This is a genomic window from Lacibacter luteus, from assembly GCF_004118265.1.
Taxonomy (GTDB): domain Bacteria; phylum Bacteroidota; class Bacteroidia; order Chitinophagales; family Chitinophagaceae; genus Lacibacter; species Lacibacter luteus.
Genome location: NZ_SDHW01000002.1, coordinates 473057 through 485214, shown reverse-complemented (window position 1 = coordinate 485214; position 12158 = coordinate 473057). Strand labels below are relative to the sequence as shown.

Annotated in this window: 15 protein-coding genes; 2 read left to right on the top strand and 13 right to left on the bottom strand. The window is 38.8% G+C overall.

Annotated features, from left to right (window positions below):
- Positions 1–88: 88 nt before the first annotated feature.
- The 3 genes from ESA94_RS09800 to ESA94_RS09790 form a co-directional block, all read right to left on the bottom strand.
- Positions 89–445: a hypothetical protein gene (locus ESA94_RS09800; RefSeq protein ID WP_129130709.1), complete on the bottom strand. Its 357-nt coding sequence runs from the start codon at positions 443–445 to the stop codon at positions 89–91.
- Positions 446–558: 113 nt separating this feature from the next.
- The gene (locus tag ESA94_RS09795; RefSeq protein WP_129130708.1) at positions 559–861 is read right to left on the bottom strand and encodes an FKBP-type peptidyl-prolyl cis-trans isomerase; all 303 of its coding nucleotides are present in this window, start codon (positions 859–861) and stop codon (positions 559–561) included.
- A 217-nt stretch (positions 862–1078) separates the two neighbouring features.
- Entirely contained in the window at positions 1079–2164 is a 1086-nt protein-coding gene (locus tag ESA94_RS09790) for a ligand-binding sensor domain-containing protein (RefSeq protein WP_164972695.1), read from the bottom strand.
- A gap of 136 nt (positions 2165–2300) precedes the next feature.
- Here ESA94_RS09790 and ESA94_RS09785 point away from each other — a divergent pair, with 136 nt between their 5' ends.
- Entirely contained in the window at positions 2301–3176 is an 876-nt protein-coding gene (locus ESA94_RS09785) for a winged helix-turn-helix domain-containing protein (protein ID WP_129130706.1), read from the top strand.
- Between the two features lie 131 nt (positions 3177–3307).
- Here the strand turns inward: ESA94_RS09785 and ESA94_RS09780 are convergent, their stop codons facing one another.
- From ESA94_RS09780 to ESA94_RS09770, 3 genes are all read right to left on the bottom strand, one after another.
- Positions 3308–4003: a hypothetical protein gene (locus tag ESA94_RS09780; RefSeq protein ID WP_129130705.1), complete on the bottom strand. Its 696-nt coding sequence runs from the start codon at positions 4001–4003 to the stop codon at positions 3308–3310.
- Between the two features lie 187 nt (positions 4004–4190).
- The gene (locus tag ESA94_RS09775; protein ID WP_129130704.1) at positions 4191–4712 is read right to left on the bottom strand and encodes a GNAT family N-acetyltransferase; all 522 of its coding nucleotides are present in this window, start codon (positions 4710–4712) and stop codon (positions 4191–4193) included.
- A gap of 123 nt (positions 4713–4835) precedes the next feature.
- On the bottom strand, positions 4836–5381 hold the full coding sequence (locus tag ESA94_RS09770; RefSeq protein ID WP_129130703.1) for a hypothetical protein: 546 nt from the start codon (positions 5379–5381) through the stop codon (positions 4836–4838).
- A 462-nt stretch (positions 5382–5843) separates the two neighbouring features.
- Between ESA94_RS09770 and ESA94_RS09765 the strand changes: the two genes are divergently transcribed.
- Positions 5844–6266 (top strand): TIGR03067 domain-containing protein, encoded by a 423-nt coding sequence (locus ESA94_RS09765; RefSeq protein WP_129130702.1) that lies wholly within the window; start codon positions 5844–5846, stop codon positions 6264–6266.
- A 282-nt stretch (positions 6267–6548) separates the two neighbouring features.
- On the opposite strand, the gene ESA94_RS09760 is transcribed toward ESA94_RS09765, so the two are convergent.
- From ESA94_RS09760 to ESA94_RS09730, 7 genes are all read right to left on the bottom strand, one after another.
- Positions 6549–7097, bottom strand: a complete 549-nt coding sequence (locus ESA94_RS09760; RefSeq protein ID WP_129130701.1) for a hypothetical protein — start codon at positions 7095–7097, stop codon at positions 6549–6551.
- 214 nt (positions 7098–7311) lie between these two features.
- Positions 7312–7839: an Imm51 family immunity protein gene (locus tag ESA94_RS09755; protein WP_129130700.1), complete on the bottom strand. Its 528-nt coding sequence runs from the start codon at positions 7837–7839 to the stop codon at positions 7312–7314.
- 119 nt (positions 7840–7958) lie between these two features.
- Positions 7959–8846 (bottom strand): polysaccharide deacetylase family protein, encoded by an 888-nt coding sequence (locus tag ESA94_RS09750; RefSeq protein ID WP_129130699.1) that lies wholly within the window; start codon positions 8844–8846, stop codon positions 7959–7961.
- 224 nt (positions 8847–9070) lie between these two features.
- Positions 9071–9697 (bottom strand): hypothetical protein, encoded by a 627-nt coding sequence (locus ESA94_RS09745; protein ID WP_129130698.1) that lies wholly within the window; start codon positions 9695–9697, stop codon positions 9071–9073.
- A gap of 263 nt (positions 9698–9960) precedes the next feature.
- The gene (locus ESA94_RS09740; RefSeq protein ID WP_129130697.1) at positions 9961–10434 is read right to left on the bottom strand and encodes a hypothetical protein; all 474 of its coding nucleotides are present in this window, start codon (positions 10432–10434) and stop codon (positions 9961–9963) included.
- Positions 10431–11129 (bottom strand): M949_RS01915 family surface polysaccharide biosynthesis protein, encoded by a 699-nt coding sequence (locus tag ESA94_RS09735; protein WP_394342829.1) that lies wholly within the window; start codon positions 11127–11129, stop codon positions 10431–10433. The genes ESA94_RS09740 and ESA94_RS09735 overlap by 4 nt, the downstream gene beginning before the upstream one ends.
- 247 nt (positions 11130–11376) lie before the next feature.
- The gene (locus ESA94_RS09730; protein ID WP_129130695.1) at positions 11377–11922 is read right to left on the bottom strand and encodes a hypothetical protein; all 546 of its coding nucleotides are present in this window, start codon (positions 11920–11922) and stop codon (positions 11377–11379) included.
- Positions 11923–12158: the final 236 nt, after the last annotated feature.

Here is a 12158-nt window from a genome sequence, read left to right as displayed (position 1 = left end):
TTTGCCATTGAGGCATAAATACGTAAAGAAAAAAGGAAGCACGTTGTGCTTCCTTTTTTTATTGAAGAAATGAGAGTTCTTCTGCTTACTAATTTTCTACAACTGTATTGAACGTACTATCTGTGAAAAGACTAATCGGTAGATTTTGTTTTGCTATTATTTGAATCACTGTAATTACTTCTTTTGGCGCTTCCGGACTCTGCGAATTGTACCTTGAGTAGTAAATTTTGCTGACTTTATTTTTTCGTGAAGAAAGATAATAGTCTAGGTTTTCTAATAAAACTTTTTCTCCGTTAACGGTCACATTATTTTCTTCATTCAAATACACTTTTAAAACAGATGAATCATTCTTAAGTATTGTATCAGCTTCGTTATTATTTGTACAGTTAATAAAAGCAAGACATAAAGCAAATACAAGAATGCTGTAGATGTTTTTCTTTTCCATATTTCTGTTATTGTAATAGATTGGTATAAAACTATTATTTTTTTCAAAAAAACATGAATAAGATATAGTAAAAGCAACTATTTACGTTCATTTACAAAAGGGACAAACGCCGACTATAAAATCTTATGCAGAATAACTTTGATCGTTAATGCAGAATCGGGCGATACATTTTGCGGATACGTTTTTCGTTTAACCAGATAATGTGGAGCAATCAACCGGCGTATTTCTCCCACACGCATCCCTGTTATACCTTCGTCAACAGCAGTGGTTGCCTGGTTGCCGCCAAGTAATACTTTTACAGGTGTTGTTGTATGTTCGTTTGAATACAACACGGTTCCGTTTAAATAGCTTGTTGTTTCAAAGATCAAAACTTCCTGCCCCTGTTTTGCCGTATCGCCTTCTCCCTGCTTTAGTATTTTATATTGAAGTCCGGATGCGTGGTTATATAGTGATCTTCAAGCGTTACCTTTCCCGAACGGCTTTGCGTAACACAGGCAGTCACTAAATTTACAAAAGCAAGAAACAACAAGCTGTAGCTGTTTTTCATATACTGTACTGTTTTATGATTGGCAAAAAAAGAACAGCCATTAATAAATTAACGGCTGCTTCGCTTGTATAGTGAAACATTAATCGTCAGCAACCGCCTTTAATAAAATTGATCAGTTGCGAATGCCGCAAACGGAACACACCTCCCGAAAAGCCAAACCACATTTCGCCGTCTTTTGTTTGCATAATGCTTTGTACATGATTCCTGGTAAATCCATCCTTTTCGGTATAAGTAGTAAAGGCAGATCCGTTAAACCGGGTGATGCCTTTGCCCAACGTTCCCATCCACAAATAACCTTGTTTATCTACCAGCATGCTCCACACATCGTTACCGGCTAAACCGTTTGTGTTGTTGTAGTTTGTAAACACATTTTCAGCATAACAACTAACGCCTTTACCCCAGGTACCAAACCAAAGCCGACCTGTTTTATCTTCTGTGATCGACAGTACATTGTTGCCCGCCAAACCATCGGCTTCTGTATAGCGGGTGATGGTTTTACCATCAAACTTTTTTACGCCATCGCCATCCGTTCCAAACCAGGTATTGCCTTGTTTATCTTCATACATCGTCCACACCAATTGAGGCGTAAAGCGTGTAAAACATTTTGAGTTGCCGTAAACAGGCAATTCAACAGCTGTAAATCGGTTGTCGTTTAATTTGCATACACCCTTCATGGTGCCAGCCCACATTTCTCCTTTGCTGTTGCATAACAAACTCCAGGTATCGTTCGATGGCAGTCCGTCCTTTTCGGTAAATACACGAAACGTTTTGCCGTTGTACATGGTAAGACCGTTGTTGGTTGCCATCCAGATATTGCCTTCTTTGTCTTCAGCCATTTTTCTCACTGCATTTCCGCTGATGCCTTCCTTTGTTGTAAAATAAACAAACTGTTTACCATCGTAACGGCACACACCCTCGTTGTTTGTTCCAAACCAGATATTGCCCTGCTTATCCTCCAGCATACAGCGTATATAATCGCTTACCTGCAGCGATGGATCGTAGGCCGGTTTGAACTTAACAGACATAAAGTTGAACACAGGTTTATACTGTGGCTTGGGTTGCCCGTTATTGATGGCCTGGATCATTTCATCGGGCAGTTGTTGCTGGCTGCTGTTTTGTCCCTTGCAGGCAACAAGCAGCAATACAAAAAGAGAAAGGGGGATATGTTTCATAAACGCTGTTTTTGTGTGTAACGAATTTACTCCTGCACAAAGCCTTTGCCGGTAAAACAGCTGTAAATACATTGTAAACACTTGTAAAACCTTTGTAAACAAAGGCAGTTACAGCATTGATTGCCTACTTTTGATTATGGATCGAAAGCTGGTATTGCTGATTATGGCGGGCGGCATGTTGCTGCTGCTGGTTGGTTTTGTGAGCAGACAAAACAGCAAGACCGATTTTGATGAAGCCCGTGAAATGATCGTTATGCGGCAGATTGCTCACAGCATTCTGCAACAAACGGGCGACAGCAGCTCACCCGTTTCGCCGGTGAAGCGCATTTCGGAAAACAAGTTTCAACTTACATTTCCGGTAAGCTTTTCCTTCAGTCCCGACTCGCTGGTAAAAAGTATCGATCGCATCATCAGCAAACACGATCTTCCATCCAATTATATTGTACAGGTAAGTGAAGCACAAAACAACAAAGTCGTTTTTGGTTATGCTATCCTCGGTACCGAACAGCAAAACATTGTTCCCTGCCGGGGGCGCCGTCAACCTGCATTGCCTTATACCATTTTCATCAGCTTTCGGGATAAACCCTTTTCGCCCGGAACCTGGTTAATTCTTGGCGGTGTTTGTTTATTGATCGCTGCTGCTGTTATTACCCTGCGCAGCAAACGCAACAGGCAAACAACAACAGAAACCGAAACAGCAAACAATGCAATTAACCCATCACTACAGATCGGTAATTATTTGTTTTACCCTTCGGTACAACGCTTGGTATTTGCAGGGGAAGAAATCATTCTTACAAGCAAAGAATCGAAGTTACTGAGCATTTTTGCTGCCGAACCAAATGAGATCATCGATCGTAACCGGCTGCAAAAAGAAGTGTGGGAAGATGAAGGTGTGATTGTTGGGCGCAGCCTTGATGTGTTTGTTTCAAAACTACGCAAACGTCTGGAGCAGGATTCTGCTGTTAAGATCAACAGCATACACGGCAAAGGTTACAAGCTGGAAATTGGCTAACGATTGGTTCTCTCTTATAGTTCAACGCCTTGGTTCATGTAGCCACGAATCAATTTCATTTTCTCTTATTCAAAAATTCAAAGCATTTCAATGGCGGGCTATAAATAAAAAATAAGTTAACGCCATTCTTCTTACAATTCTGCGGCAAGCTTATCAAGTAATTTGCGGCCCATGCTGATCATATTTGCATCGTATTGCTCAAGATAACGAGCCATTTTTTTCTTTACCGATTGATACATGCCCGCTTTCACCGGCTGAATCTGGATGGGCATACTCACCGTTCCTGTTTTTGCAACTGTTTTATCGGCGTTAATCACTTTGTACGAAACCTGCAGCTCACGCTCCTGCGGAAATAAGGTTACATTTTCCCAACCTGCACCATAAAGACCAAGAAAAATATAATGACCTGTATTATCTAAATCAAATGCCGACGGAATTTTTTCAACCGTCAATTCAATTGTTTGGTTGTTGAGTTTTGGTTTCAACACTCTTGCTGCATAGCTGTTTACTGTTGATGTAAAACCATTCAATGCCATTTGCGGATTAAGCTTGCAGGCATTTACATAATTCCATTTCCAATAAACGATCAGCGGTAATACACTTGACGATTTTCTGCGGCTCTCGGAAATAACTGTTCCCATAGCAGCAACATTCGATTGCACTGTTACGAGTTCTGTTTTCCGTTTGATGGGTTGAGGAACACTGCCATAATGATTGGCAACCCATTTATCTGTTTTGCGTGGACTTATGCAGGCGTTGAGTAACACGATGGCCGTAAGTACAAGAATAATTTGTGTTAGAAATACGTTCCGGTTTTTAGCTGTCATACAGTTAGTGGCTTTGCAATTTGTACGCAAAGATTCACAATTTTTAATGCCGGCGAAATTTGTTTACTGAACGTGTGTAAAACAGCAACAGCCGTGTATGTTGTTACACTCCGGTGTGAGGAGCTTGCAAAGGTTGTACGCCTGATTAGAAAGCGGTGTTTAATTTATTATCCGTTTTTGAACCGGTTTATTGGCCCACCAATAACCGAAACTGCAGTAAATCGCTATTGGCCTCATCCGTAAACCCTACCTGTTCAAAGCTTAGTTTCTGAAGAAGTTTTATAGAATCAAGATTGTCTTTATGTGTAATGGCATCAATTGTTTTTACAGCAAGAGTGTTTGCTGCAAATGCACTGATTTTTTTTGCGGCTTCATGCATAATGCCCCGGTGCCGGTAACCGGTTAAAAGCTCAAATCCCATTTCGCATCCCGTTCCATCTTTCGAAAAATCAAACAAACAAATAGTACCAATCAATTCTTCATGCTGTGTTTCTGTAATTGCCCAATATAGCAGTTCTTTATTTCGAATGTTACGAATAAAGTTTAAGGCATCTTCTGTGCTTGCAGCTGGTTTTCGGTCGAGATGTTTATTGATTGTTTCATCCGATCTCAGCAAAAACAATTCCGTTGCATCAGTTTCCAAAAGTTGCCGGAGTGTTAATCGTTCTGTGATGAGTACAGGAATTGTTGGCACTATTTTATTGAACATTTTTCTGTTGCTTTTTACCAGGTAGTGCTTCTGTTGTCAGTAATTTATTTGTCTTTCACAGCTTGTGAAAAACAAACATCAGAAACAAAACATAAACCTGTGCGTACTTCACAATTTATATACTCAGCAACCACCTTTAAAAGGAGGACGTTTATAAATTGTTTTACTGTTTTGTTCTACATAATCGCCCCGCACAATTGCATAGGCATACTTGGGAGCGTACGATACGGATCGGCTTTTTATTATTATTCTGTCATTAACTTTCAGATTGTGCAATTGCGCAAATTCATGCGCATTTTCCGGTCCGAAACTTAGTATATAATCATCGCCATTAATCTTCACCATTACCCCGAAACCCAATCTTGAGCCAGGCGGAAGAGAAAGAGAAGTTACAACAGCTTCCATATTGGTAAAAGCACCTGTATGCTTTCTTATTTTAGCAGCGCCGGCAAGCACTTTCTTACCTTGGGGAGACAGTTGCCAGTTTTTGAAGTTGATGCCGGCAGGTGCGGCCTCCCATTCTTTTTTTGCAGCTTGCATTTCTGCAGCAGTGAGCGGCTTTGAATTTGATTTTTTAGCCGTTTCTTTTTTGTTTGCACGATTAGCAAATACCAGTCCGCTGCTTACCACAACCAGAAGTAAGACGAGCGCAGAAATAACTTTTTTCATATTTTTTGCAGGTTTAGTGAATATAGATTTTTTCTCCCGTCAGATCAGGACCGTTAAAACATTTTTTCGTTTCTCGTATCCTTTTAAAATTGCTATACCAAAAATACTTTCATCGTAAGCACACGGAAGAATCCTGGTTGTAAATAATCGTGTAAACTTTGTAAATAATTTCTTCACAAGCAGTTTGTGAGCAGAAACAGCTTACCTGTTAACCGGTTTGTGCAGGTAAATGCAATGGAGAAAATTCCTTCTGTAAGCCGGATAGATGTTTTTACGTTTTGGTTGCAGGTACTCCTTAATAATCTGTTCTTTTAAACCCATAAAATCGTTGATTTGTAATCAACCTATTTCAGGACGAGACAATATTCGGAATACCCTTTTTAATAAGTTATATAATTTAAACAGTGATAAATTGCAATTTTGTAACCTTCTATATAGTTGTACGTTTTGTAATAAAACATTATGAAGATCTACCTCATTATATTGCTACTCGTTTGCACTTTGTCGTGTGGCGACGCCGGGGATGCGGCAAAATCTACCGACCAAGCAAACTTACAAGGAACTTGGTTGGCGCAATCGGAAAGCCAAAACGGCAAGAAATGGAATGTATCTTACCTATATGTCTTCAAAGGAGATAAACTTTTTTTCACAGACGAGACCGGGAAGGAGGTTACGTATTCTTTCAAGTTGGACACTACCGGCAACCTCAAGTTCATTACTATTCAGCCAGATGAAACGCTTAACATTTCGACGCCCGTCAGCATTGCTTATGAGTTGGACGGAGACTCGTTGAAGATTGTGGTAGCACCACCTGGTTTGCGCCCCACAGAAATATCAGACAAAAACGATCAGGAGTTGATTATCTGCAAGCGAAAGGGTTCATGAAACAGCCTAACCATAATGCTTGTAGAAAAGCCATAGCTATTTATATCTTAAATTATTGAACCGGTTTTGTGTCGTTTAACGTTGAGGGCTTTGCGCAGGCGGGGGATCAGAATTACCGTCGCCCCACTACGTCAGCCCGTTAAAATTACAAATGTTGATGATTAGTACGATGCTTCATATTAGGTCATCTGCCCAAGCCGATGCCGATTAGAATTACTGAAGCTGAGAGATTATTCGTCTGCCCCGTTTGCAGCAAAACCCATGTTAGCGGCAGTATTGCAGTCACGCTACTCCGTTGATAGAAAGTCCTTCAAGTTTTCCTGTTGTCAAATTCACATTGATGCTCCAATGTCGGCTACCGCCATCAAAGGTCACTGTAAAATCTGAGGTGTATTCATTTCGATCGTCCCAATTACCTATAATTCTGTCAAACAAAGTATATCTGTCCCAATCGAAATTTATATGAATTACTTTTTCTCCCTTGTGATTTGTAAACCCGATGTACTGTCTAAAATATTTGTTCAGATTTCTATGGATATACTCTTTTTTCTTAAGCTGATTGAGCCTGTCTTTATTCTCTTGTTCAATCTGTTTCTTCAGAATAGCTTCTGCTTGTTTTATTTCATTTTCTGTCGGAGTAAATCTATTAATACTGTCTATCGAGCTAATAAATAATTTGTCTTGCGGATATGATTTTTTAAAAACTGTCCCTCGAAACTTATTTGATTTTACTCCTAATTTATCCTGGTCAGTTGTAGGAAACACTTTTATTGTCGTGCTACAACTGTCTAGAATAAACCAAAGAAAAACTGTAACTAAAGGTCTCCACATATATTGCCGCTAACGTTGAAGCATTGGCGATGTGGCGGTATTCTGTGTTCCGTCTGCTCGGTGCCGCTGCTGATTAAAGATACAAAAGCTCTTTGTTTATTCTGTTGCTCGGCGTTATTCGTCTTCCGAAACTGAAGCTGAGTAGCGAACAAAAAGTCGAGAATATATTCGTCGCACCGCCATATTGCCAAACCGCCTGTTGTACGCAGAAAAATTAGTCGTCAATTTTTTCTCTGTCTGCTGTTTTTAGATATTGCTCAAGTTTTGGAATGTCTTTAAATATTTTACTCACTATGTCGGCAAATTGTCTTTGTGTTTTTTCACTGTCAGCGAAAACATAAAAACCACCAGCCTCTGGGTCAAATTGTAAGTGTTTTAGTAATGCTGGATTTTCTTTCTCTAACATTTGTTTAATGTGTCCTTCCCAACTATATCCGTTTCCAGAATATTGATACTTCTCAAAAATTGGATTGTACTTGTCAAACAATTCTTTACTTTCCATTTCCGCAGCAATCATATATGAGCCGTCTTTGTAAATTATAAACGGGTCATAGCTCTCAATTTTTGTCGAGTCGTACTCCTTGCTAATTCTTGGACTACCTGTTGGAAGTTGCTTTGAATAAAATGGGGCTTGCTTATTTACTTGTTCACTGTCACCTTTTGATTTGTCACCAGTTTGTGAATTGCAGGACTGTGTCAAACAACAAATAATTAAAGTCAGTCCGATTAAAGTTTTTTGCATAGTAGGGTGTCTGTATTTTTTGCGTACAACGTTGAAGCATTGCTGACGGCGGCACAGAATGAAAGTTCAACTGGCGTAAAGTGTCCGCCGCTGGCAGCAATGTAATGTTACCTGCCGTTTTATTTTGTCCAAGTCGGATAGTCAATTAAGTGAACCAATTCTTCTATAACAATTCGTACTTCTCCCTGAATCTTTTCCAAGTCGTGTCTTTTAGCATTGAAACGTCTGTTATGGGCACTTAAATCACCTAACTTTTTAATGCTTGGCAAACTTGAAATTGTATTCCTGCTTGTAGTCCAAGCTGTTTCTTGTGTGAATAAATCTATCAAGTCACTTAGAAAAAAATAATGTCCTTGCTGATTTTTTATTTTTCCTTCAATTCGGTGTCTCTCAAAACACTCAATAATAAGTGTTTCAATTAATTTTCTTAGCATGACAAGGCAAGCATCATTAAGACCGTGATTGAAACAAAAATTGCATTGATTACCCGTTGTAATCAAATAGCCTCTTGTGTTGTCTAAAAGTTGTATTGGGAAGTATTCTTCTACTTTTTTGGTTTGTTGAACTTCTTGTTCAATAGTTTCTTTTTCTCCTTGAACAGTGTTGTACTGCTCAATTAAATTATCATGGTCTTTCAATAATTGATTGTATTGAGGCACAAACTCGTTCCATTCCCCAAGAAGTTTTGAATACTTCTGTTTATATAATTCTTCACTTTCTTGTCTTTGTTGGGCTGCAATTGCGGTAGTCTGATTTATATATTCTATGTAGGATTGCAACAACTTTATTGCAGTTGCTTTTCCTTCAGCCATTTTCTTCTGTTTCTCACTGACAATGTAAGTGTCAAAATACAGTTGTCCCACTTGCAACCATTGTTCACAATAGCGTCCGAATATTTGTTGTACATCAAGCTGCGTTCTATTTTTCCACACCTGCGGGTCAAAATTGTAGGCGTTCACTTCTCTTATTCTGTCTTGCAGTATTGATATGGCTTGTTCTTTATTCATTAATAGTTTCATGGTCTACAAAAAATGGCAGGTAACGAGCAGGGCTTTATGCAGGTTGGGAAAGTTGTTGTGTCTGCCCGTACTGCTGATGATTATTTTGTTTCACTGAAGTTAACTACTAAAGTTCATTATTTAACGTCAAGCCGGAAGTGAAGCTTGGATTTGCAATTGGCTGATATTACAATGTCATGCTCAACTTGCATAAAACCCCATGTAAGCCGCCGTTATTCGTCCTTCACTTTAGGCAGAGTAAACTTTATCATGTCATCAATAGTAGGCGGAAATCTAGTTTTTGTCGAGTCCCATTTAATGTCATCGGAATAGTATTTCCAATTTAGCTGCTTAAATTTCAAAACGATACTTTCTTCTTGCGTTGCTTTTCTAAATGTCCAGTTTATTTTGTTGGTTGAGTCCTTAAATACTTTAAAGATTTTTGAAAGTCCAACTGAAGTAACTGTGTCTTTAATTGAGGCAATTGCAACACGTCTATCATTACTGTCAAGCGTTGCAATATTTAGCTTAATAAAGTCCTCAATACTTGCAATGGGAATATGAATCAAGTCCTTTGGTTTGAGGTCAATAAATTCAGGTGGCGTATCCCAGTCAATACCTGTCCCGCAAAACCAACCATATTGTTGCTGCTGATAAAAATAAACTTCTCCGGCTGTGTCAATTATGAAGTTTGATGGCAGATAATAAGTTTGAATTGGTGGTGGTGGTGGCGGCTCGTCAGATTGACTTTTAATTTCAGGCTTTGTTCGAACAGGAACAAGAAAAACATCATCTGAATTTGTTTGTCGCTGAGAACAAGAAATGAAAACTGTCAATAAGATTACTAATAAGTTCTTCAATGCTTTTTTATATAAGATGTCGATTTAGCGTGTTTCCATATAATGGCGGCTTACGTTCACAGCTTTGCGGTCGCCGGGGCAATTGTTTTACGTCGCCCCTGGCGACGAGTGATGAACGTTGATACTAAAGATAAAATTTTATTCAAAAGCTTAATCGATAAATGTCAGCAGATACAAAAGCTAAATAGGATTACAGGTGATGACCGACGCTTTTCGTCGCCCCCCGCTGCCGCAAAACTGCCTGTTGGCGTCTGTTATAAATTTTAAAATGGGTCAGAGTCCGAGTAAATAAACCACCCATTCCCTTGTCCAAAGGAATGCTTATGATTAGAGCCTTTCATCGTCCAATGGTAACCCTTTTCACTTCTTTCATCGCATCTATTGTACTGAATCTGCATAACAGAAAACCTGTCGCAGTCCCAAAGCGAATCAGGTACAAATCTTATATCTTTAGTTTCACAACTATCTTTATAAACATCAATTTGTTTAATGCCGATGTCTCTTAGCTTACCTATCAGCGTATCTGGCATTTTTAAGTACTTATCAAAAATCAAGAGTGAAGTATCTGAAACTGTAGAGGTATCTAAAATCTTTACAGCTAATGCAAACGTTGATTCATTATCTCTAAAAAACTTTTGCTGGTTTTCATATATTTTATCCCAATTTTTTGAAAATAAATTGCACGAAGTGTATAAACAGAATGCTGCTAAAATAATTCTAATATTAAACTTTTTCATCTCTCTTTAAATATTGTCATTTTATTTTTCATTGCTGTCTGCCAACCTGCCGGGAAAATTGCTTGATTGTTCTTTATCATGAGTTCCATTTTTTGTTTAGTGCTTGTCTGCAAAGATTGCGGCAAGTCATAAAACAGTTTGTCTACCATTGTTTCTCGTTCAAAATCAAGAACGCCATTTTGGTGTCTGATGGCAATTTTTTGTCCCCTGTAGTAAATGATGAATTTTATTCGTGCATCGTCATAACCATTGGCAGCAGAAGTGCCATAGATGATGAAAGGGTCAGCCAAACCATCGTTGTCATAATCTTTGAAGTCAATATACTTTGTCCAAAACCAAATGGAACTTTCATCATTGTTATTTTTAATGATGTTGTCATTGATTTCCCAAAGTTTGATGAATGAGCCATTGTCGGCTTTGACGTTTATTGCTTTAATGTTATGACTAAATGTGTCTTTGTCGACAGAAATTACATTCCTGCTTTCGCTTAAAATGCAATAATACTGTCCGGCCTTGTCTGAATACTTGTAAACTCTAAAGATTGGAAAATTTATATTGAGCGTCTTACGAACAGTGTCAGGGAATAATTCAGTTACCTGTTTGGATGTAAGAATTTCGGATGGAAGCGTTGCCTTTTGAGCAAAAGCATCTGTCCAGTAATTAAGAGCAATGATTAAAATGAAAAGGTGTCGCACTTGTTTTTTGAATTTTAGGGTGTCGAACCAATAGCCGCCAACGTTCACAGCTTTGCGGTCGGCGGGGCAATTCTTTTACGTCGCCCCTGGCGACGTGTGCTGAACTGTGTTACTAAAGATAAAATTTCATTCAAATGCTTAATAGATAAATGTCAGCTTATACAAATGCTAAATAGCATTACAGGTGATGACCGACGCTTTGCGTCGCCCCCGCTGCCGCAAAACTGCATGTTGCCTGCTGTTCTTTTCAGGTTGTAACAAGCGTTGAGTCATCTATTTGCTTTTCTTGTTTTGTTTTGTCCAACCATTCTTTCGCATGTTTACCGACGTATTCCGAAAAACCCCAACCACCAAAGTCAAACTTATATTTTTTTAGTTTTCTTCTTGTGATTTTAATTACGTTGTCAGCCCAACTTACAAAGTCTTCTGACTTATTAACCCATTGCATGTCTTTAACGAATGAAGGTTGGAAATAAAGTCTTCCACGAATTATTTTGTCATTATCAAAACCACAACGGTCATAATGCAAAACAGGTAAATGATTGTCTGCAATAAGCCAATAACCAAACTTCTCAATATGGTTAAGCTCCATTTGCTTTAAATCTTGTTGTCTAACTAAATAAATTCTTGTGCCTTCTTTTCTAAAGTCAAAAGGAATGGTTGTGTCAACTGTACGTACTTTACCGTCATAGTGATAGTAAGGCAAAAAAATAATGTCAACTGTGGCTTTTAGCAAGTCCTCAAATTCTTGGTAGTCGTCTGGATGTAAATAGAAATTTATTTGTCGTCCCATAAGTTATTGTAAGTGTCCAACGGAATAGCAGGCAACGTTTCAGGCATTTGTGCTGTTGGGGGCTTCATCTATTCGTCGCCCCCGGCGACGGCTGCCGAACATTGTTACTAAAGATAAAAATTTATTATGTTGTTCAATAGCAAATGTCAAGCTGGGACAAAAAGCCGAATAGCCTTATTGCTGTTGAATGACGCTTTGCGTCGCACCCCAATAGCACAAATGCGGCTGTTAGCAGC